Source organism: Achromobacter sp. UBA4530 (assembly GCF_002388205.1).
GTDB lineage: Bacteria > Pseudomonadota > Gammaproteobacteria > Burkholderiales > Burkholderiaceae_B > Achromobacter > Achromobacter animicus.
The window spans coordinates 156080-175332 of the sequence record NZ_DGMA01000044.1; the positions used below are offsets into that span (position 1 = coordinate 156080).

The following is a 19253-nucleotide window of genomic DNA, read 5'->3' on the forward strand; positions in this document are numbered from 1 at the left end:
ACAAAGCCGTATGCAGGATGCTTCCCCCAAACGCATGCCCCACGCCGACGCGCAGGTCCACATGACAGGCGGCTGCCAGTGCGGCGCCATCCGCTACGCCCTCACCGACGAGCCCATCACCGCCGCCACCTGTCACTGCCGCGACTGCCAGTACTCCAGCGGCGGCGCGCCGGCCCACGCCCTGATCTTTCCCGCGGGCGCCGTCACGCTGCTGCGCGGACAACCCAAGGAGCACCGCTACCAGGGCGACTCCGGCCACACCGTCATGCGCAGCTTCTGTGCGGCGTGTGGCACGCCGCTGTTCGGCAATTCGGAAGGCATGGGCTACGAAGTCGTGCGCGCAGGGTCGCTGGATGACCCCGAGGCGTTTCATTCCAAAGCAAGCCTGTGGACGGACTCGGCGCCGTCATGGCATCACGTGGATCGGTCGGTGCCGAGCTTCGGGAAGAATTCGCCGGCGTAGGACGCGCGTCCGTCATGGCCGCAAAAACAAAAAGAGCTGGCCCGCGAGGACCAGCTCTTTTTCTGCCTGCGCCGCCTTCGCAAGAAGGCGGCATGGGCGTGGACCTTATTGCACCACTTGCGACAGCTTGCCCGAGGCGTACTGCGCGGCGATTTCGGTCAGCGGCAGCGGCTTGATCTTGCTGGCGTTGCCGGCGGTGCCGAATTCCGTGTAGCGAGCGACACAGATCGCCTTGGCGGCGGCGCGGGCGGGCTTGAGATATTCGCGCGGGTCGAACTTTTCAGGGTTCTCGGCGAAGAAGCGGCGGATCGCGCCGGTCATGGCCAGACGGATATCGGTGTCGATATTGATCTTGCGCACGCCGTACTTGATGGCTTCCTGGATTTCCTCGACGGGCACGCCGTAGGTTTCCTTCATGTTGCCGCCGAATTCACGGATCTCGGCCAGCAGTTCCTGCGGCACGCTGGAGCTGCCGTGCATCACCAGGTGGGTGTTGGGCAGGCGGGCGTGGATTTCCTTGATGCGGGAGATCGACAGGATGTCGCCGGTGGGCTTGCGCGTGAACTTGTAGGCGCCGTGGCTGGTGCCGATGGCGATTGCCAGGGCGTCCAGTTGCGTGCGGCGCACGAAGTCTGCGGCTTGTTCCGGGTCGGTCAGCAGCTGATCCATGGTCAGCTTGCCGTCGGCGCCGTGGCCGTCTTCCTTGTCGCCTTCCATGGTTTCCAGGGAACCCAGGCAGCCGAGTTCGCCTTCGACGGTCACGCCCAGCTTGTGCGCGATGTCCACGACCTTCTTGGTGACTTCGACGTTGTAGTCGTAGTCGGCGATGGTCTTGCCGTCTTCTTTCAGCGAGCCGTCCATCATGACGCTGGAGAAGCCCAGGTCGATGGCGCCCTGGCAGATCTTGGGCGATTGGCCGTGATCCTGGTGCATGACCACGGGGATGTGCGGGTAGGACTCAACGGCGGCCTGGATCAGGTACTTCAGGAAGCCTTCGCCCGCGTATTTGCGCGCGCCGGCCGAGGCCTGCATGATCACCGGGCTGTCGGTCTCCGCCGCGGCTTCCATGATGGCCTGGACCTGTTCCAGGTTGTTGACGTTGAAAGCCGGAATGCCGTAGCCGTGCTCGGCGGCGTGGTCGAGCAACTGGCGCATGGAGACTAGGGCCATGAGTGGTCCTCCTTAGGTACTGTCTATTGAGAGATGGTTGAAGCCTTGCTGAATGGCGTGATTTTACGGGGGAATCGAAGAAAGGTCTTGCAACGGCCGGTATCCTATCCATTCAGGTGAAACCGGACGCCCTAGCCCGGCTGATATCCGCCTTGCGGCCCAGCCCATGCGGCCCACGGCCGCGGCGCCCTTGCCCTGCTTTCCCCCGCTTGTGGCCTAGGGCCTGCCCGCGTGCGGCACATCCACCCGGGTCATCAGGATGCGGGCCTGAGGCTTGGCGCGCCGGTTGGCTTCCACGAAATCCGGCGCGGCCGCCATGAAAAGCGTCTTGCCGTCCGGTCCGCCCAGCGCGGCCGCGAAGATGCCGAATTCGCCGGTGTCGATCTGCTCGAGAATCCGTCCACCACGTTCAACGCGCACGATGCGCTTGCCGATGGCGTCGCCCACCCACAACGCGCCCTCTTCGTCCAGCGCGCCGCCGTCCGGCGCGATTTTGGACGCCGCGATCACGGCGGTCAGGTCGTCGGTTTCAGGCAGCTCGCCGAAATTGGCCCAGTCGCGGCGCGGCCCCAGCACGCCGTTGGGCTCGATGTCGAACTCGGAAATGCGGTTGGCGAAGGTCTCGTTGACGATCAGGGTCTTGCCGTCGGGCGTGATGAACGAGCCGTTGGGAAAGCACAGGCCGTCCGCCACCACCTGCGCCACACCGTCCGGATCCACGCGCACCAGCGTCGTCGTGCGCACGGGTTCGCCCGCCATGATGTCGAATCCGAAATTGCCCACGTAGGCGCGGCCTTGCGCGTCCACCACCATGTCATTGATATGGCCGCCGGTCAGCGCGGACAGGTCGGCATGCACCGACAACGTGCCGTCCGCCTCGCGCCGCAGCACCTTGCGGTCTTTCATGGACGAGATCAGCAGGCGGCCGTCGGGCAGCCAACCCAGTCCCGACGGTTGCTGCGGGACCAGACAGACGCGGTCCACCGCCCCCTGGAGCGTCACGGTGATGACCTGCCCCGTGTAGAAGTCCGAGGCCCACAGGCGGTTTTCGTGCCAGCGCAGCCCTTCCAGATAGGTGTAGCCGGAAGCCAGTACGGACAATTCGCGATTCGGCATTGCTTTGTCTCCTTTGTCGCCCCGCGCGGGGCTGGTTCCCAGGTGGCGCCCGGCCTTCCTGACGAGGCCGGAAGGGGCATTCTGGCACGGCTGATCTGTCCCCGAACTGACAACTGGCTGTCAGGTTCACGGCGTTAACATCGCGCCCCAAGGGTTAACCCGAGCAGCACCTGGACCCTGGCATGTCCGTCACCGGACCGTCTGCCCCGCCTCATGCCGGCGGGCCTGGCCCTCTGGGCCAAGCGGCGGCTCCCCGTTATCCCGTTTTCAAATGAACACTAAGAAGCTGACGCGTTATATCGGCATCGCCATGGTGCTGGGCATCGTGGTGGGCTATGTCTGCAACAAGTTCGCGCAGTCCCCGGAAGAGGCGAAGCAGATCGCCTCGTACTTCAGCCTGATCACCGACATCTTCCTGCGCATGATCAAGATGATCATCGCGCCGCTCGTGTTCGCCACCCTGGTGACCGGCCTGGCCAGCATGAGCGACGCCAGCGCGGTGGGCCGCATCGGCATGCGCGCCATGATCTGGTTTATCGCCGCCTCGGCGATTTCTCTGCTGCTGGGCCTGGCGCTGGTCAACATCTTCCAGCCCGGCGCGCACATGAACCTGGCGATTCCGGACGCGGGCGTGACTTCGGGCCTGAAGACGGGCGATTTCACGCTGAAGGCGTTCATCGCGCACGTGTTCCCCAAGAGCATTGCCGAAGCGATGGCCAACAACGAGATCCTGCAGATCCTGGTGTTCTCGCTGTTCTTCGGCGCGGCGCTGTCGTTCATCCGCGGCAAGGGCCACAACACGATCTACAACATGATCGATGAACTGGCCAAGATCATGTTCCGCGTGACCGACTATGTGATGCGCTTTGCGCCGCTGGGCGTGTTCGCCGCCATGGCCGCCGCCATCACGACCGAAGGCCTGGGCGTGCTGGTCAGTTACGGCAAGCTGATCGGCGAGTTCTACCTGGGTCTGGCGCTGCTGTGGGCCATTCTGTTCGGCGTCGGCTACCTGTTCCTGGGCAAGTCCACGTTCCGCCTGGGCGGGCTCATCAAGGAACCGACCTTGCTGGCGTTCTCGACCGCGAGCAGCGAATCGGCCTATCCGAAGACAATTGAGGCGCTGTCGCGGTTTGGCGTGTCCAAGCGCATCTCGGGCTTCGTGCTGCCGCTGGGCTATTCGTTCAACCTGGACGGCTCGATGATGTATCAGTCGTTCGCCGTGCTGTTCATCGCGCAGGCCTACAACATCGAGATGAGCTTCACGCAGCAACTGACCCTGCTGCTGGTGCTGATGGTGACCAGCAAGGGCATGGCCGGCGTGGCGCGCGCCTCGCTGGTCGTCGTGGCCGCGACGCTGCCGATGTTCCATTTGCCGGAAGCCGGCCTGCTGCTCATCATGGGCATTGACCAGTTCTTCGACATGGGCCGCACCGCCACGAACGTAGTCGGCAATAGTCTGGCCACGGCCGTGATCGCCAAGCTGGAAGGCAAGGAAGAAGGCAGCGAAGAAGGCACCGATGATGCCGCGTCCGCGCAGGCTTCGAACGAGGCGCCGCCCAGCCGGCCCGCCAGCCAGAACGCATAAGTAAAACGGGCCGCAATGGCCCGTTTTGCATGGGAGGCGCCCGCTTGACCGGCGCGGGCGGCCGGGCGCAACATAAAGGCCCATTTCGACCACGTACCGGCGCGGCGCGCATGGTCGCCGCGTCTGGCCCGCACACCATGAATCTTCTGTCTACCCGGGCGGCCGCTGCCGCCACGCTTGCCGCCGGCCTTTTTGCGGCGGTACCCCCCGCGCATGGCTGGACCCGCATTTCGTGCGACCTTGCCGGCACCGTTGCCACGTTTCCCACCACCTTCCGCCAATTCCGCACCGACGGCACGGAACTGACACAGGTGCTGTTCAAGCTGAAGGTGAAGGCTGCCGACATACCGGACGGCGAGCGAGCGGACACCGACTGCGCCGAATTCGTGAACAAGGACGTCGACGTGGTGCTGGAGAACGTGGCCGCGCGCAACATTATGCGCGGCAAGGCCTTGAAGGTGCGCTACAAGTACGACGAATCGCTGGGGCAGACGCTGGCGACCAAATACGAACTGGCGCGCTGAGCCTGCCCCTCCCGGTGTCCCGGCAGCGGTATCAGTCGCGCGGTATCAGTCATTAACCGAGCAGGACACGGGCGCGCCGTCTTCGAATTCCACGTCGTAGGTGTGCACCGGATCCCAGGGCAGCGTGAACCACAGTTCGTAGCCATCGCCGTCTTCGTCGAACAGCCACAACGCGCGCAGCACGGCTTTTTCGGCCATGGCTTCGGCGGTTTCTTCGGCCAGGAGCTGGTCGTCTTCGATGCCCAGCTTTTTGTAGTGCTCGTACGAATAGTTGTCGAGGAGGAACTCGGCCGCGGCAAGAATCTGTTCGTCCAGGTTGTCAATGATGGCCTTGACCACCTTGGAGGCGCCGGCAAGGGGCTCTTCGCCGTCGGTCTGGATCATGACGTGAATGGGGGGCCGACCCTCTCCGGCGGGGACGTTTTCCGCCGCCCACAGATCGGGTTCTTCGAGGTCCTGGGTGAAATTGAATCGTGCCATCGGGGGCTCCGTAAATTGAAACGGCAAGCCGGAAAAGGCAGCGGCTTGCCCTAGGCCGTGAGACCTTTCAGCCATTTAACCAGATGCCGGCTCCTGCGTCTGTGGCGGGAAGCGACGTTTTTGCGCCTAGGACATGCGCACGTCTTGCCAGACCGGCGTGAGCGCTAGACCGGTTCCAGGGGCAAATGCGGCGGCGCAGGCAGGTCAACTTGGATCGCGTCGCCGGCACGAACCGTGCCGCCGGCGACCACGATGGCCATGACGCCGGCCCGGCGCATGAGGCTGCCATCGGGATGGCGGCCAAGCACTGCGGCAGTCAGGCCTTTCTGATATTTGTCCAGTTGCGAGCACGGATTGCGCAGGCCGGTGATTTCCACGATCGCATCGGCGCCAATCCGCAGCCGCGCGCCGCGCGGCAAGCCCAGCAGGTCGATGCCGCGGGTGGTGATGTTTTCGCCCATGCTGCCGGCATCCACGTTGAAGCCGGCCGCTTGCAGTTCATCGTGCAGTTCGCCGTGAATCAGGTGGACCTGCCGCAGATTCGGTTTCGTCGGATCGGCCCGGACGCGGGATCGATGCTTGACGGTGACGCCCAGGTGCGCATCGCCCTCGATGCCCAGCCCGGCCAGCAACCGGATGGACGTCGTCACGGGTTTGGTGAAGGTATGAGCGGCGCTGAGCGCCACGGCGGACACGATGGGATTCATGGGGCTTGCGACGGAGCGGCGGCATTGGCGCACAGGTCCAGCAGAATATCCGAAAACTGTGATTCCGCCGTCAGCGCCTGTTCCCGCTTGCGCCGGATCAGGTTGATCGGCGGCAGCTCCCAGCCGAAATCCCATGGCACCATGCCCAGCCTGCCGCGCTGGCACAGTTCGCGCGCGATGTCCTCGGGCACCACCGAGATCGACGACTCGTTCAGCGACAGGATGCCCTCGATCACGTCCGTGGAGTAGGCCTCCAGCACCGGCGACGGCGGCTGCAGCCCGGCGCGGATGAAATGCTCCACGATCAATTGCCGCGTCGGCGTGTTGGCCGCCGGCAGCACCCAGTCCAAGGCCGCGACGGCAGCCCAGTCCGGCTTGCGCCGCGCCAGCCGCTGGGCCAGCCTGCCATGCGCTATAAGACGGGGCCGCTGGCGATACAGCACGCGATGCATCAGGTCTTCGTGCATCACCGTGGACGTGGCGCGGCTGATGATGCAGTCCAGTTCGTGCTGGCGCAGCATCGGCACCAGGTGATCCGTCGTGGCGCGGTGCAGGCTCAGCGTCACGCCGTGGCGCTGATGCAGGCGGCTGATGGCGGCGGTCAGCAAGGCGCTGGACACGTACGGCACCACCCCCACGTGCAGATGCGCCGACCGTCCGGCATGCAGCGCCTCGACCTCGCGCTCCCATAGATCCAGGTCACTGAGCATGTGCCGCGCGCGCACCAGCGCCAGATTGCCCAGCGCGGTGGGCTGCAGGCCGCTGCCGGTGCGCAAGAACAGCGGCGCGCCAAAGATGTCCTCCATTTCGGCCAGCGCCTTGGTGACCGCAGGTTGACTGATGCCGGTCTGCGCGGCGACCCGCGTCAGCGATTTAAGGCGGTCGATGTTGACCAGCAGCGTCAGATGACGGTGCTTGAGTCGGTTGGCAAGACGGACGGCATCCGGGCTCATGGCAGTTTTCTCTATAACCGTCTGGTTATGCAATTATGCCAACAAAGATAAAACCAGTTATTTCAGGCACCTATACTGCTTGCATCCTCTTCAGTCTTGCGGGAACCGCCCGATGAATCCGTCCTTCACCACCCGACCTGAAATACGCGGCACGTTCGGCGTGGTGTCGTCCACGCACTGGCTGGCATCGCAAGTAGCCATGAGCGTGCTGGAACGCGGCGGCAATGCCTACGACGCCGCCGTGGCCGGCGGTTTTGTGCTGCAGATTGTCGAACCGCACCTGAACGGGCCGGGCGGCGAAGTCCCCATCCTGTTCTGGAGCGAGCGCGAGCAACGCATGCGCGCGCTGTGCGGACAGGGCCCGGCGCCCGCGCTGGCGACGCCGACGTACTTTCGCAAGATGGGGCTGGACCTGGTGCCGGGAATCGGCCTGCTGCCGGCGACGGTGCCCGGCGCGTTCGGCGCCTGGCTGACGCTGCTGCGCGACTACGGCACGTGGGAGCTGGCCGACGTGCTGCAGCCGGCCATCGGCTATGCGCGCGACGGATTTCCGCTGGTGCCGCGGATCTCGCAGGCGATTCTGGCGGTGCAGGCGCTGTTCCGCGACGAATGGAAAAGCTCGGGCGACGTCTGGCTGCCGGGCGGCCGCGTGCCCGCCCCCGACGCGCTGTTCCGCACGCCCGCCATCGCGGCCACCTACACCCGCATTCTTGATGAAGCGCACGCCGCCAGCACCGACCGGCGCGGCCGCATCGACGCCGCGCTCGACGTCTGGTATCGCGGTTTCGTGGCCGACGCCATCGACAGCTTCTATACGAACGAGGCCGTGCTCGACACCACAGGGCAGCGCAACCCCGGGCTGCTGCGCAAATCGGACCTGGCCGACTGGCGCGCCACGTACGACGAACCGCTGACCACGCAATATGGCCGCTACACGGTGGCCAAATGCGGTGTGTGGTCGCAAGGGCCGGTGCACCTGCAACAGCTCGCGCTGCTGCGCCATCTGGACGTCGACAAACTGGACCCGCTGTCGCCGCAGTTCGTGCACCGCGTCGCCGAGGCCGCCAAGCTGGCATTCGCCGACCGCACCGCCTGGTATGGCGATCCCGATCACGTCCAGGTGCCGCTCGCGGCCCTGCTCAGCGACGACTATGCGCGGGCGCGCGCCGCCGGCATCGGCGAACGCGCCTCGGCCACGCTGCAGCCCGGCAGTCCCGGCGGACTTGCGCCGCGCCTACCCGACCTGGATGCCGCGATCCGCACGCTGGCCGCGTCGGACACGCGCTACGGCGTGGGCGAACCGACCTTTGCCGCGTTGCCGCCCGTCTCGGAGTGGGCGACGCGCGAGCTGTTCGTGGGCGACACCTGCCAGATCGACGTCATCGACCGAGACGGCAACATGGTGGCCGCCACGCCATCGGGCGGCTGGCTGTCGTCCAGCCCCGTCGTGCCAGAGCTGGGCTTTTCGCTGACGACCCGTCTGCAGATGACCTGGCTGGACGACGGCGTGCCGGGCCAGTTGCAGCCGGGCAAGCGTCCCTGCACCACGCTGTCGCCCGGCCTGGCGCTGCGCGACGGGCTGCCGTACATGGCATTCGGCACGCCCGGCGGCGACCAGCAGGACCAATGGACCGTCGCATTCTTTCTGCGCCATGCCATGGGCATGAACCTGCAGGCGGCCATCGACGCGCCGTCCTGGCACATTGATCACTTTCCCGGCTCGTTCTGGCCGCGTTCGCAGACGCTGAACCGGCTGACGGTGGAATCGCGCATGCCCGCCGCCACGCTGGACGCGCTGCGCGCCGCCGGCCATGACGTCAAGGTCGGCCCGGACTGGTCCGAAGGCCGCATCAGCGCCTGCACGCGCGAGCCGGCCGCGGGCGGACAGATGCTGCTGCGCGCGGCGGCCAATCCCCGCGGAATGCAGGGATACGCCGTCGGCCGCTGAATCGATTTTCATACGACCGGCTCTCAGAAGCCGGACACAACGCAAGGGGTAAACACCATGACACTGCACTTCAAACGACTGCTGCGCACGTTCGCGCTGGGCCTGGCGATGGCCGCGCCCGCCCTCTCGCACGCCGCCTGGCCCGAAAAGCCCATCACGCTGGTCGTGCCGTGGGCCGCCGGCGGCTCCACCGACATCCTGGCGCGCGTGCTGTCCGAAGGCCTGACGCAATCGCTGGGCCAGCCGGTCATTGTCGAGAACCGCTCGGGCGCATCGGGCAACATCGGCACGGCCTTCGTCGCGCGCGCCAAGCCGGACGGCTACACGCTGCTGGTGGGCTCGATGAGCACGCACACGATGAATCAGGCGCTTTATTCCAACATGCCGTTCGACGGCGTGAAGGACTTTACGCCCATCGCCGAGCTGGCCCTTGTGACCAACACGATGGTGGTGCATCCGTCGGTGCCGGCATCCAACCTGAAGGAATTCATCGCGTACGCGAAGGCCAATCCCGACACCGTGGCGTATGCCTCGGCGGGCCAGGGCTCGACCAACCACCTGAGCGCGGTGCTCTTCGAAAAGGCCGCCGGCGTGAAGATGATGCACATCCCCTATCGCGGCGGTGCGCCTGCGGTTCTGGATACGGTGGCAGGCCGCACGCAGGTGCTGTTCAGCGCCGGCACGCAGACGCTGCCGCACGTGCAGTCGGGCAAGCTCAAGCTGCTGGCCGTCACCGAGGAACAACGCTCGCCGCTGCTGCCCGACGTGCCCACCGTGGCCGAAACGCTGCCGGGGTATGAGCTGGCGGTCTGGTACGGGGCGTTCGGTCCGGCCGGCATGCCGCCAGAACTGGCTGCCAGGCTGAACCGCGAGATCAACGTGATCCTCAAGCGGCCCGACGTCATCAAGAAAATGGGCGACATGGGCGTGCTGCTGACCGAAACCACGCCCGAGCAGTTCGGCCAGATCCTGGCGCGCGATGCCGACAAGTACGGCAAGCTGATCAAAGAACTGGGAATCACGGCGGAATGACGGACGCATCTCCCAGCCCGGCGCTGGCCGGCGTGCAGGCCATCGCCCGCGCCTACGCGGACGGCCTGCCGGCCGCCGCCTTCCAGGCAATCGACGACTATGCGCGCCTGCACCTGGCGCACGCGTTGTGCACCGTGAATCGCTACGATGCCGACGCCATGCGCGTGGTGCGCCTGTACAGTTCGAACCCGCAGGCGTACCCGCCGGGCGGCAGCAAGGACAAGACCGGCACGGCATGGGGCCGGCACGTGTTGCTGGAACAGCGGGTGTTCGTGGGCGAGGGAGAGGCGGCCATCCGCGAATTCTTCAACGACCACGATGCGATCCGCCGTCTGGGACTGCAATCGGTCATCAACGTGCCGGTCGCGTATGACGGCGTGTGCCTGGGCACGGTCAACTTCCTGATGCCACGCCCGGCGGTGTCGGACGACGACATTCACGCGGCGCGCGTGGCGGGGCTGCTGGCGCTGCCCGCGTTCCAGGCGCTGCTGCGGGCGGCGTGAAGGAGGAGGCGCAGATGCCGTGAACGTTACGGTATCTGCCGCCGACGCCCGCCGTCGGAAACTTCGCCGCGGGAACGCCCGCCTCGGAATCGTCCGCCGCGGGAATCGCCCGCCGCGGGAATCGCCCGCCGCGGGAAAGGCCCGCCCCGGGAAACGCCCGCCCCGGCAACGATCTGAAAGACATCTGTCACAAATGCCGAAGTCGCGGGACGGCGCCGCAGGTATATTGGACCTATTTCCCCCATTGCCTGGCGCTCATCATGATCAAAGGTTCCTGCCTCTGCGGCCGCGTTGCCTACGAGATCAACGGTCCGCTCACCGATGCCCTCAACTGCCATTGCGTGATGTGCCGCAAGACGCACGGCGCGGCCTTCCGCAGCCGAGCGACGGTCCAGTCGAAGGATTTCGCCTGGACACAGGGCGAAGACCACGTGACCTGGTACGCGTCGTCGCCCGGCAATTACCGGGGTTTCTGCGAGGCTTGCGGCACACCGCTGCTCAGCCGCTTTGACCAGACGCCCGACGTCTACGGCCTGCCGCTCGGCGCGCTGGACGACGATCCGGGCGTCAAGCCCCTGGCGCATTACCACGTCGCCAGCAAGGCTCCCTGGCACGACATCACGGACGCACTGCCCCAGCACCCCGGCGCCATGGACGACGCCCCGGAGCACGAGCCGCAGGTATCGCCGCTGACCTTTTCGCACGGAAGATGAACCCACGTCCGGCTCCGGACTTCACAGGAGACTGATATGAGCGACTACGGCGTCGTACTGGACCCGACCACCTTGCAATTCACGCGCAGGCTGCCTGCGAGCGTGCAGGAGGTGTGGGCCTGGCTGACGGAATCCGACAAGCGCGGCCAGTGGCTGGCATTCGGCGACATGGACCTGATGGAGGGCGGCGGCGTCACCCTGCGGTTCCTGCATGCCGACCTGTCCTCCGTGCGCGAACCGACGCCCGAGGCCTACAAGCCCTACGAGGAAGGCCTGACCACGCAGGGCCTGATCACCCGGTGTGAACCGCCGCACGTGCTCAGTTACACCTGGGGCGGCTCGGCGGGCGCCCCGTCCGAAGTGACCTTCGAGGTGTCCCCTGAAGACGACGGCGCGCGGCTGGTGCTTACGCATCGCAAGCTCGCCACGCGGGATGACATGGTGGACGTGGCGGGCGGTTGGCACACGCACTTGAACGTGCTGGCAGCCCGTCTGGCCGGACGCGATCCGGGCCCCTTCTGGTCGGCCAACGCAGCCTGGGAAGCGGAATACCAGCGCCGCATCCCGCGCCGATAGAGTCGTTCAAGCGCAACTATCGCGGCCGAATCCGGGATAAAAGCTGGCTAAACCGCCGGCTTTGCAGTAACATAAACCCGTGATTTTTCTGCAAAAACCGGACTTCGGTCATCCTGCGTGCCAACCTGTAGCGCCCAAGAAAGGGCGCTACTGAATGAACGTCAGCGACGCGAACGAGATCCGGTTTTTTATTGGGGCCGCCCCTGTTGGGTGCACCCCGTCACTGCCCAGAACGCCGCTGCAGTCCCCGTGGCGCCCGGCGTTGCCGCAGACTCGGCAACCCCGCTTCATCCGGCAAGGTGCCCGCAGCACCCCCGCCGCGACCACCGCGCGCATCGCGCGCACTTACCTCAGGGCGCGAGTATCCGCCATTTCAGACATCCGCCCGGATGCCGTGGCCCATACCCACGCTTGCCCGAACGTTTTTTTGCGTTCAAACCGCTGGACCGGTTTATCCGAGTCCGACGCGCTTGCCGCCTTGCGCGGCGCGACATGCCGCAGGCATGCCTGCGCGTTTTGATCAAGGAGTAGAAGATGGCTAAAGAAGAACTCATCGAATTGGATGGCATCGTTGACGAAGTGCTGCCCGATAGCCGCTACCGCGTCAAACTGGACAACGGCATCGAAGTCGGCGCCTACGCGTCGGGCCGTATCCGCAAGCACCGCATCCGCATCCTCGCGGGCGATCGCGTCACCCTGGAAATGTCCCCGTACGACCTGACCAAGGGCCGTATCAATTTCCGCCACAAGGACGAGCGCGCCCCCACGATGCAGCGTCCCCAGCACCACCGCCGCTAAGCCGGCCGCCCGGGCCGGCTTCTTGCCGGCGCCCGGCTCCCTCTTTTCGCGGATCCTTAAGCAGGATTCGCGCACTGCCGTAATGCGTGGATCGCCTGTTCATGAAAGAATGGCGCTCCTCGCCTGGCGCAACGCCAGGCCGGATACGCACGAAGCACGATGGACCTGAAAGAAGAATTGCAAGCCGCCGCAGACCAGCTTGCCCTCTCGCGAAGACGTTTCGCAAAGGGCGAGGAAGGCCTGCGCCTGCTGCGCCAGTCGCGCGAGGCGTTCATCAACAGCCTGCGCAATACCGGCCTGACCTACGCCGAAGCCAAGACCAAGTACGACAACTGCCTGGACGACCAGGAAGCCGGTCAGCGCAACGTGCAACAGCAGATGGAATACGCCGAGCGCATGCACCAGTATGTGCTCAAGCGCATCGCGCTCGAGGCCGAGAAGGCCTGAGCGTCGCCGCCCCGTCAGAGCGGCACGCGTCAGAGTTTGGACGCATCAAACCTTGAACGCGTCAAAGCCCATACCAGTCAGGGCTTGAACGCCCCGATGAAGATCGCCGGATCGATGCGCGCATCGTTCAGGCTGACGTTCCAGTGCAGGTGCGGGCCCGTCGCCCGCCCGGTCGCCCCCACCTTGCCCACCACGCCGCCGCGCGGCACCTCGTCGCCGACCTTCACCGAGATCGCCGACATGTGGCAGAACATGCTGACGAAACCCTGGCCATGGTCCAGGAACACCGTCTTGCCATTGAAGAAATAATCCCCCACCAGCACCACCACCCCGGCCGCGGGCGCCTTGATGGGCGTACCGGCCGGCACGGCGAAATCCAGGCCCGAATGCGGATTGCGTTCCTGGCCGTTGAAGAAGCGGCGCAGGCCAAAGGGGCTGGACAGGCGACCGCCGTCGACCGGACGATCCAGGATCAGGTTGCTGGGCGTGACGCCCGCGCGAAAGCCGCGGTAGGCTTCGACCTGTTCGGCCAGTTCCCGCTCAATGCGCTTGAGGTCGTCCGGATTCGGATCCACCTGACGCCGGTTCTTGAGCGTGATGTGCTGCGCCACGTAATCCTTGGCGCCGACCGTGAACGCCACCTGACGCGTGCCGCCGCCGTCCTTGACCTGCACCTGTTCCTGGCCAGGCTTGACGGTAAGCGGAATGCCGACCACGGCGATCCACTGCTTGCCCGCTTCCCGCACCACCAGCACGGGCCGGTCCAGGTAGGTGACCTGGGGCGCGGCCGCGCCGTCGCCCAGGCTCAGCACGGCCACGCCGCCCGGCACGCGGGCGTCGAGCTTGCGGGTGATGTAACTGGCCTGCTGCGCCCGCGCGGGCCAGGCCAGGCACAGGGCAGCGGCGGCCAGCCCGGCGCGCAGGACGTCGCGGCGGGCAACCATGACGTTTACAGGCACAGGTTGGCCGGTTCAATGATGGTCTGGTCGCGGCGGGCAATGCGCGTCGACAGCCGCGCCTCGGTCTTGCCCTTCCAGTGCGTGGTCGTCAGGACGGCCTCGACGCCCAGGCTGCCGTGCAGGACGAGCTCATACCCGTTGCGCACCGGCTTCTGTTCGAAGTTGACGTCCAGTCCCTTCCAGGCTTCCGCCACGCATTGCGTGTAGTCCTGGGCGGTGCGCTGCGTGGATCCGTAGAACACGGGATCGCGGTCGCGGACGTCTTTGACATTGGCGCAGGCCGTCAGGGCAGCCAGGGCGGTAAGGGACAGGATGGTACGAACCTTCATGACGATGAAAACTCTCGGTCAGCAGGGGTTGATCGGGGCGGCCAACTATACCGCACGGTCTTGGCGGGGCGAGGCCCGCCATGGTGTGCCGCAACGGCCAGCCACCGCGCAAGGCAATGCAGCGTTGTCGCCCGCGCTACGCTTGCGCGGGCCGCCGGGCGGACTTGGGGCGGAAGGCCGCGATGACCTCGGAGCGCGTTTCGGCGTACGGGCCGCCGATGAGGTCGATGCAATACGGAATGGCGGCGAAGATGCCGGGCACCAGCACGGCGCCGTCGTCGTCCTTGAGTCCTTCCAGCGTCTCACGGATAGACTTGGGCTGGCCCGGCAGGTTCACGATCAGGGCGGCATGGCCATCCGTTTCGCGAATGACTGCCACCTGCCGCGACAGGATGGCCGTGGGCACGAAACGCAGGCTGATCTGGCGCATCTGCTCGCCAAAGCCCGGCATTTCCTTGGTGCCGACCGCCAGCGTGGCCTCGGGCGTGACGTCGCGCCGGGCGGGGCCGGTGCCGCCGGTCGTCAGGACGAGGTCGCAGCCGCAGCCATCGACCAGTTCGATCAGGGTTTCGGAGATGCGGGCGGGCTCGTCGGGAATCAGCCGCTCCACCGCCTGCCACGGCGACACCAGCGCGCCGCCCAGCCATTCGCGCAGCGCGGGCAGCCCCTGATCCTGATAGGCGCCGGTGGAGGCGCGGTCGGAAACGGACACCAGCCCTACGATGAGTTCGTCGGGGTGGCTGCGGGCGATACGGGCAAGGTCGGTCATGGCGTAAGGGGAAATCCGGCGGTGAAGCGCCGCGGCGGCGGCGGCAGGCGGTGCGGCGGGCCAGGGGTCCGGGACGGCCGCGCGACATCGATGCTATCGCATTCTGCTGGGCGGCATGCGGCGGGCGCGGGCGGCGTCTGAGCGGAGTGCGACCGGGACGGTCCGGAGTGGCCGGGGTGGCTGGGGTGGCTGGGGTGGCCGGGTGGCTGGGGCGGGACGGGGGGGGCCGGGACCAAGTGTCGCAAAAAGGGGAATTGGCGCGCCGCCCAGGGTTTCCCGCGCTTGTTTGCGTCATGGCCGCTGGATAACATCCGCTAACAATACCGCCCCTTTGTCCCGGCGCGACGCATTTTCGGGTTTCCCATGTTCAAACGCACCCTTCGGCAGCACGCGCTTGCCGCGGCGCTGACCCTGTCCGCCGCGGCCGTGGCCGGCTGGGCGGCCCTGCACACGCTGGCCCTGAAGACCGAACCGGTGCCCGCGGCCGCACCCGGCATCTACATCCCCAACCTGGGCAATACGCTGGACGAACAGACACGCAATCTGTCGCGGCTCAGCCAGGCGCTGCGCACGGGCGATCGCCTGGTGATCCTGGGGTCGTCGGAGCTCACCAGCAACGACCTGCGCTTCGTGCCCTACCGCTTCCTGGCCGACGAGCTGCAGATGCCCGTCCTGGCGTACGGCCATTCCGGGTTCCAGTCGCTGGGCATGCAGTTCGTGCTGGCGGCGCTGGCCGATGATCTGTCGCCGGCCTCGCGCGTGGTCGTGATGCTGTCGCCGGGTTGGTTCGACGGAGAGGGCGGATTGGGGCCCGACGAGTTCAAGGAGCACGCCAACCCGCTGCTGCCCCGGCTACTGCGCCAACCCGATGGCAGGTCGGAAGTCTTGCGGTGGCTGGACGCCAAGGGCGACGCGGGCGTGTACTGGTCGATGGCGGCCGAGCAGGCATACGTGTTCCGTCAACGGCTGGCCAGCCTGTGGGCGACGGCTTACGCCGCTCCCATTCCCGAACGGGAACGCGAAGGCCCCGCGGCGGCGGCGCGCGTGGTGGACTGGGACGCTTTGGCCGGTCAGGCGCAGGCCGCCGAGCAGGCGCTCATGACGGACAACCGCTACGCCGTGCGAGACGAATTCTTCAACAAGTACCTGCGCAGCATCCCCGAGGGCGGCAAGACCGCCTACCAGCCCCAGCCCCTGACCGGCCGCGACGAATTGCGCGAACTTGACGCCCTGATGGCGCTGCTGCACCAGCATCACGTCAATGCGCTGTTCGTCATGCAGCCGCTGCACCCGATGGTCTTCAACGACCTGGCCCGGTTCGACCCGATCCAGCAGCAGGTCGCCGGCCTGTGCCAGCGTTATGCGATGACCTGCATGGACATGTACGACGCGCCCTTCGAGGTCGGCACGCTGCGCGACGTGCAGCATCTGGGCGAACTGGGCTGGCTGCGCGTCAACCAGAAGATCGCCGAGGTATTCCGCCCATGAAAAGAACGTTGTGGCTCTGCATGCTGTATCTGGGAATCCTGGCCGTGATGGTCATCCAGGCGGATACGTCCGCCAATCTGGGCAAGCCCATGGAGATCGAATTCCAGTATTCGAAGTTCTAAGATTTGGGGGTCGCTTCATTCAGGGACAGGTCATAAATCTGCAATAATCGGGGCATTCTCGCCGGAACCTCGCCCCCTCCCCCATGTTCGACCTCTTCCACGGCCTAGACCTTTGGGTTGGCCTCAGTCTTGTGCTGGCCCTGACATTCGTCCTGGCCTTCGAATTCATCAACGGCTTTCACGACACGGCAAACGCCGTGGCAACGGTCATCTACACCAAGGCCATGCCGCCGCATCTGGCGGTCGTCCTGTCCGGCATCTTCAACTTCCTGGGCGTCTTGCTGGGCGGCGTGGGCGTCGCCTATGCCATCGTCCATCTGCTGCCCGTCGAACTGCTGATCAACGTGGACACCGGCCGCGGGCTGGCAATGGTCTTCGCCATGCTGGCGGCGGCCATCGCCTGGAACCTGGGCACGTGGTACTTCGGCATTCCGGCGTCCAGCTCGCACACGCTGATCGGCTCGATCCTGGGCGTAGGCCTGGCCAATGCGCTCATCACCGACCTGCCGCTGGGCGAAGGCGTGAACTGGGGCAAGGCCATCGACATCGGCCTGTCGCTGGTGGCCTCCCCCATCGCCGGGTTCGCGGTGGCAGGCCTGCTGCTGCTGGCGCTCAAGCGCTGGCTGCCGCTGTCCAGGATGCACAAGACCCCCGAACAGCGCCGCGCCATCGACAACAAGAAGCACCCGCCGTTCTGGAACCGCCTGGTGCTGGTGTTGTCGGCCATGGGCGTGAGCTTCGTGCACGGCTCGAACGACGGCCAGAAGGGCATCGGCCTCATCATGCTCGTGCTGATCGGCATCGTGCCGGCCAACTTCGTGCTGGACACCCACAGCACCACCTACCAGATCGAACGCACACGCGACGCCGCCAACCACCTGATGGTGTTCTACCAGCGCAACGAAGCGCTGCTGGGCGATTTCCTGGCGCTGCGCCGCGTCGACATCCAGGAAGACCTGCCCGCCAATTTCCGCTGCGACCCCGCCCTGACCGTACCGACCATCATGGCGCTGCAAAAGGACCTGCACGGGGTTTCCAACTACGCCGACCTGTCCGCGCAAAAGCGCATCGACGTGCGCCGCTACCTGCTGTGCCTGGACGACACCGCCAAGAAGGTGGCGCGCCTGGAAGGCCTGCCCGCCCGCGAGGCCGCCGACCTGCAACGCTTGCGCGCGGACCTGACCGCCACCACCGAATACGCGCCCTTCTGGGTGATCGTGGCCGTGGCGCTGGCGCTGGGCGCCGGCACCATGGTCGGCTGGCGCCGCGTGGTCCTGACCGTCGGCGAAAAAATCGGCAAGCAGGGCATGACCTACGCGCAGGGCATGTCGGCGCAGTTGACCGCCGTGGGCGCCATCGGTCTTGCCAACGTCTTCAGCCTGCCGGTGTCCACCACCCACGTGCTGTCCTCGGGCGTGGCGGGCACCATGATCGCCAACAAGACGGGGCTGCAGGGCAACACGGTGCGCAACATCCTGCTGGCCTGGGTGCTGACGCTGCCCGCCTCGATGCTGCTGGCCGCCGGCCTGTTCTGGATCGGCGTGCAGATCGCGGGCTGATCGCAGCCTGACCGATTCGGCCGTGCGGGCAATCTGCACGGCCGCTGCAACACTCTGGGTAGCGCGCCGGCCTATGCGCCCGCGCCCGGCGCCGTCTACGATGGCGCCATGACACCCGCATCCCCTACCCTGCATTACATCTTCGATCCGCTTTGCGGCTGGTGCTACGGCGCCGCGCCGCTGGTGGAGGCCGCCCGCGCCGTGCCGGGCCTGAACATCGAGCCGCATGGCGGCGGCATGATGACCGGCAGCAACCGCCAGCCGGTCACCGACGCCCTGCGCCGCTACGTCATGCCGCACGACGAGCGCATTGCGGGCCTCACGGGCCAGCCGTTCGGCGCCGATTACTTCGACGGCCTGCTGCGCGACAGCGGCGCCGTGTTCGATTCCGAACCGCCCACCACCGCCATCCTGGCCGCGCAAACGCTGGCGGGCCGCGGCCTGGACCTGCTGCACCGGCTGCAGCGTGCGCATTACGTGGAAGGCCGGCGCATCGCCGATCCCGCCGTGCTGCGGGCGCTGGCCGTTGAAATCGGCCTGGACGCCGAGGCCTTCGACGCGGCCTACGAACAGGCACAGGGCGCCGAGACTGCCGCCCACATTGCCGCCAGCCGCCGGCTGCTGGCGCAAGTCGGGGGCACGGGCTTTCCGACGCTGGCGCTGGAGCGCAACGGCGCTTTCACGCTGCTGGAACCCAGCCGGTACCTCGGCCGTCCCGAGCAATGGCGCGACCACCTGACGGCGCGCATCCAGGGCGGCGCCTGACGCCCCGGATCAGGACTCTTCGATATCGCCGTCGCGCTGCAAGGCGCGATGCATCGCCGGACGCTCACCCAGGCGTTCGGCGTACGCATTGAACACGGGCGTTTCGGGCACGATCTTCATCCGCATCATGTATTGCAGCGAGCCGCCCAGCACGATGTCCACAGCGGAGAACCTGTCGCCCAGGAAAAACGGCCGCGCCTGCAGCACCCGCGTCAGCACCTCTTCGACCTTGTATGGTGTGGATGCG

At 66.4% G+C, this 19253-nt stretch carries 23 protein-coding genes; 14 read left to right on the plus strand and 9 right to left on the minus strand.

Going from position 1 to position 19253, the window contains the following annotated elements; genetic code table 11:
• Window positions 1–10 precede the first annotated feature (10 nt).
• Complete coding sequence (locus tag B2W22_RS26150; protein WP_239215972.1) at window positions 11–463, plus strand: GFA family protein; 453 nt, start codon at window positions 11–13, stop codon at window positions 461–463.
• A gap of 105 nt (window positions 464–568) precedes the next feature.
• On the opposite strand, the gene fba is transcribed toward B2W22_RS26150, so the two are convergent.
• Both fba and B2W22_RS26160 read right to left on the minus strand, forming a co-directional pair.
• On the minus strand, window positions 569–1633 hold the full coding sequence (gene fba, locus B2W22_RS26155) for a class II fructose-bisphosphate aldolase (RefSeq protein WP_056326713.1): 1065 nt from the start codon (window positions 1631–1633) through the stop codon (window positions 569–571).
• Between the two features lie 216 nt (window positions 1634–1849).
• Window positions 1850–2749: an SMP-30/gluconolactonase/LRE family protein gene (locus B2W22_RS26160; protein ID WP_175125871.1), complete on the minus strand. Its 900-nt coding sequence runs from the start codon at window positions 2747–2749 to the stop codon at window positions 1850–1852.
• A gap of 271 nt (window positions 2750–3020) precedes the next feature.
• Between B2W22_RS26160 and B2W22_RS26165 the strand changes: the two genes are divergently transcribed.
• Together B2W22_RS26165 and B2W22_RS26170 are read left to right on the plus strand one after the other, a co-directional pair.
• Window positions 3021–4334: a dicarboxylate/amino acid:cation symporter gene (locus B2W22_RS26165; RefSeq protein WP_286940148.1), complete on the plus strand. Its 1314-nt coding sequence runs from the start codon at window positions 3021–3023 to the stop codon at window positions 4332–4334.
• 137 nt (window positions 4335–4471) lie between these two features.
• Window positions 4472–4858: a hypothetical protein gene (locus tag B2W22_RS26170; RefSeq protein WP_175125869.1), complete on the plus strand. Its 387-nt coding sequence runs from the start codon at window positions 4472–4474 to the stop codon at window positions 4856–4858.
• Window positions 4859–4903: 45 nt separating this feature from the next.
• On the opposite strand, the gene B2W22_RS26175 is transcribed toward B2W22_RS26170, so the two are convergent.
• The 3 genes from B2W22_RS26175 to B2W22_RS26185 all read right to left on the minus strand — a co-directional run bounded on the left by B2W22_RS26175 (window position 4904) and on the right by B2W22_RS26185 (window position 6998).
• Window positions 4904–5338, minus strand: coding sequence for a hypothetical protein (locus B2W22_RS26175; RefSeq protein WP_175125868.1), 435 nt, complete (start codon window positions 5336–5338; stop codon window positions 4904–4906).
• A gap of 164 nt (window positions 5339–5502) precedes the next feature.
• Entirely contained in the window at window positions 5503–6045 is a 543-nt protein-coding gene (locus B2W22_RS26180) for an MOSC domain-containing protein (RefSeq protein WP_286940150.1), read from the minus strand.
• Window positions 6042–6998 carry a LysR family transcriptional regulator gene (locus B2W22_RS26185; RefSeq protein WP_286940151.1) on the minus strand — a complete coding sequence of 319 codons (957 nt, stop codon included), beginning with the start codon at window positions 6996–6998 and terminating at the stop codon, window positions 6042–6044. Before B2W22_RS26185 ends, B2W22_RS26180 begins: the two co-directional genes overlap by 4 nt.
• A 112-nt stretch (window positions 6999–7110) precedes the next feature.
• Here B2W22_RS26185 and B2W22_RS26190 point away from each other — a divergent pair, with 112 nt between their 5' ends.
• From B2W22_RS26190 to B2W22_RS26220, 7 genes are all read left to right on the plus strand, one after another.
• Complete coding sequence (locus tag B2W22_RS26190) at window positions 7111–8946, plus strand: gamma-glutamyltransferase family protein (RefSeq protein ID WP_286940153.1); 1836 nt, start codon at window positions 7111–7113, stop codon at window positions 8944–8946.
• Window positions 8947–9003: 57 nt separating this feature from the next.
• On the plus strand, window positions 9004–9978 hold the full coding sequence (locus tag B2W22_RS26195) for a Bug family tripartite tricarboxylate transporter substrate binding protein (RefSeq protein ID WP_175125865.1): 975 nt from the start codon (window positions 9004–9006) through the stop codon (window positions 9976–9978).
• Window positions 9975–10481 (plus strand): GAF domain-containing protein, encoded by a 507-nt coding sequence (locus tag B2W22_RS26200; RefSeq protein WP_175138202.1) that lies wholly within the window; start codon window positions 9975–9977, stop codon window positions 10479–10481. Before B2W22_RS26195 ends, B2W22_RS26200 begins: the two co-directional genes overlap by 4 nt.
• A gap of 260 nt (window positions 10482–10741) precedes the next feature.
• Window positions 10742–11194 (plus strand): GFA family protein, encoded by a 453-nt coding sequence (locus tag B2W22_RS26205; protein WP_175125863.1) that lies wholly within the window; start codon window positions 10742–10744, stop codon window positions 11192–11194.
• A gap of 36 nt (window positions 11195–11230) precedes the next feature.
• On the plus strand, window positions 11231–11770 hold the full coding sequence (locus tag B2W22_RS26210) for an SRPBCC family protein (protein ID WP_175125862.1): 540 nt from the start codon (window positions 11231–11233) through the stop codon (window positions 11768–11770).
• A gap of 534 nt (window positions 11771–12304) precedes the next feature.
• Window positions 12305–12568 carry a translation initiation factor IF-1 gene (gene infA, locus B2W22_RS26215; protein WP_056570934.1) on the plus strand — a complete coding sequence of 88 codons (264 nt, stop codon included), beginning with the start codon at window positions 12305–12307 and terminating at the stop codon, window positions 12566–12568.
• Between the two features lie 159 nt (window positions 12569–12727).
• Window positions 12728–13015, plus strand: coding sequence for a hypothetical protein (locus B2W22_RS26220; protein WP_175125861.1), 288 nt, complete (start codon window positions 12728–12730; stop codon window positions 13013–13015).
• 77 nt (window positions 13016–13092) lie between these two features.
• On the opposite strand, the gene B2W22_RS26225 is transcribed toward B2W22_RS26220, so the two are convergent.
• The 3 genes from B2W22_RS26225 to mog all read right to left on the minus strand — a co-directional run bounded on the left by B2W22_RS26225 (window position 13093) and on the right by mog (window position 15072).
• The gene (locus B2W22_RS26225) at window positions 13093–13959 is read right to left on the minus strand and encodes a peptidoglycan DD-metalloendopeptidase family protein (RefSeq protein WP_175125860.1); all 867 of its coding nucleotides are present in this window, start codon (window positions 13957–13959) and stop codon (window positions 13093–13095) included.
• 5 nt (window positions 13960–13964) lie between these two features.
• On the minus strand, window positions 13965–14303 hold the full coding sequence (locus B2W22_RS26230) for a hypothetical protein (protein ID WP_175125859.1): 339 nt from the start codon (window positions 14301–14303) through the stop codon (window positions 13965–13967).
• Window positions 14304–14439: 136 nt separating this feature from the next.
• Window positions 14440–15072, minus strand: coding sequence for a molybdopterin adenylyltransferase (gene mog, locus B2W22_RS26235; RefSeq protein ID WP_175125858.1), 633 nt, complete (start codon window positions 15070–15072; stop codon window positions 14440–14442).
• 363 nt (window positions 15073–15435) lie between these two features.
• On the opposite strand from mog, the gene B2W22_RS26240 reads away from it, so the two are divergent.
• The 4 genes from B2W22_RS26240 to B2W22_RS26255 all read left to right on the plus strand — a co-directional run bounded on the left by B2W22_RS26240 (window position 15436) and on the right by B2W22_RS26255 (window position 19006).
• Window positions 15436–16560, plus strand: coding sequence for a D-alanyl-lipoteichoic acid biosynthesis protein DltD (locus tag B2W22_RS26240; RefSeq protein ID WP_286940157.1), 1125 nt, complete (start codon window positions 15436–15438; stop codon window positions 16558–16560).
• Complete coding sequence (locus B2W22_RS26245; RefSeq protein WP_255595213.1) at window positions 16557–16682, plus strand: hypothetical protein; 126 nt, start codon at window positions 16557–16559, stop codon at window positions 16680–16682. The genes B2W22_RS26240 and B2W22_RS26245 overlap by 4 nt, the downstream gene beginning before the upstream one ends.
• 83 nt (window positions 16683–16765) lie before the next feature.
• Window positions 16766–18241 carry an inorganic phosphate transporter gene (locus B2W22_RS26250; protein WP_286940158.1) on the plus strand — a complete coding sequence of 492 codons (1476 nt, stop codon included), beginning with the start codon at window positions 16766–16768 and terminating at the stop codon, window positions 18239–18241.
• Window positions 18242–18349: 108 nt separating this feature from the next.
• Window positions 18350–19006, plus strand: a complete 657-nt coding sequence (locus B2W22_RS26255) for a DsbA family protein (protein ID WP_286940159.1) — start codon at window positions 18350–18352, stop codon at window positions 19004–19006.
• 9 nt (window positions 19007–19015) lie between these two features.
• Here the strand turns inward: B2W22_RS26255 and B2W22_RS26260 are convergent.
• The coding region (locus B2W22_RS26260) for a glutathione S-transferase C-terminal domain-containing protein (protein ID WP_286940160.1) at window positions 19016–19253 on the minus strand (238 nt) is incomplete at its 5' end.

Coding starts and splice junctions, on each gene's coding strand:
- infA (WP_056570934.1), top strand. CDS start 12,305: ATGGCTAAAGAAGAACTCATCGAATTGGATGGCATCGTTGACGAAGTG.
- B2W22_RS26165 (WP_286940148.1), top strand. CDS start 3,021: ATGAACACTAAGAAGCTGACGCGTTATATCGGCATCGCCATGGTGCTG.
- fba (WP_056326713.1), bottom strand. CDS start 1,633: ATGGCCCTAGTCTCCATGCGCCAGTTGCTCGACCACGCCGCCGAGCAC.
- B2W22_RS26225 (WP_175125860.1), bottom strand. CDS start 13,959: ATGGTTGCCCGCCGCGACGTCCTGCGCGCCGGGCTGGCCGCCGCTGCC.
- B2W22_RS26185 (WP_286940151.1), bottom strand. CDS start 6,998: ATGAGCCCGGATGCCGTCCGTCTTGCCAACCGACTCAAGCACCGTCAT.
- B2W22_RS26195 (WP_175125865.1), top strand. CDS start 9,004: ATGACACTGCACTTCAAACGACTGCTGCGCACGTTCGCGCTGGGCCTG.
- B2W22_RS26150 (WP_239215972.1), top strand. CDS start 11: ATGCAGGATGCTTCCCCCAAACGCATGCCCCACGCCGACGCGCAGGTC.
- B2W22_RS26240 (WP_286940157.1), top strand. CDS start 15,436: ATGTTCAAACGCACCCTTCGGCAGCACGCGCTTGCCGCGGCGCTGACC.
- B2W22_RS26255 (WP_286940159.1), top strand. CDS start 18,350: ATGACACCCGCATCCCCTACCCTGCATTACATCTTCGATCCGCTTTGC.
- B2W22_RS26170 (WP_175125869.1), top strand. CDS start 4,472: ATGAATCTTCTGTCTACCCGGGCGGCCGCTGCCGCCACGCTTGCCGCC.
- B2W22_RS26210 (WP_175125862.1), top strand. CDS start 11,231: ATGAGCGACTACGGCGTCGTACTGGACCCGACCACCTTGCAATTCACG.
- B2W22_RS26160 (WP_175125871.1), bottom strand. CDS start 2,749: ATGCCGAATCGCGAATTGTCCGTACTGGCTTCCGGCTACACCTATCTG.
- B2W22_RS26175 (WP_175125868.1), bottom strand. CDS start 5,338: ATGGCACGATTCAATTTCACCCAGGACCTCGAAGAACCCGATCTGTGG.
- B2W22_RS26200 (WP_175138202.1), top strand. CDS start 9,975: ATGACGGACGCATCTCCCAGCCCGGCGCTGGCCGGCGTGCAGGCCATC.
- B2W22_RS26180 (WP_286940150.1), bottom strand. CDS start 6,045: ATGAATCCCATCGTGTCCGCCGTGGCGCTCAGCGCCGCTCATACCTTC.
- B2W22_RS26205 (WP_175125863.1), top strand. CDS start 10,742: ATGATCAAAGGTTCCTGCCTCTGCGGCCGCGTTGCCTACGAGATCAAC.
- B2W22_RS26250 (WP_286940158.1), top strand. CDS start 16,766: ATGTTCGACCTCTTCCACGGCCTAGACCTTTGGGTTGGCCTCAGTCTT.
- mog (WP_175125858.1), bottom strand. CDS start 15,072: ATGACCGACCTTGCCCGTATCGCCCGCAGCCACCCCGACGAACTCATC.
- B2W22_RS26230 (WP_175125859.1), bottom strand. CDS start 14,303: ATGAAGGTTCGTACCATCCTGTCCCTTACCGCCCTGGCTGCCCTGACG.
- B2W22_RS26220 (WP_175125861.1), top strand. CDS start 12,728: ATGGACCTGAAAGAAGAATTGCAAGCCGCCGCAGACCAGCTTGCCCTC.
- B2W22_RS26245 (WP_255595213.1), top strand. CDS start 16,557: ATGAAAAGAACGTTGTGGCTCTGCATGCTGTATCTGGGAATCCTGGCC.
- B2W22_RS26190 (WP_286940153.1), top strand. CDS start 7,111: ATGAATCCGTCCTTCACCACCCGACCTGAAATACGCGGCACGTTCGGC.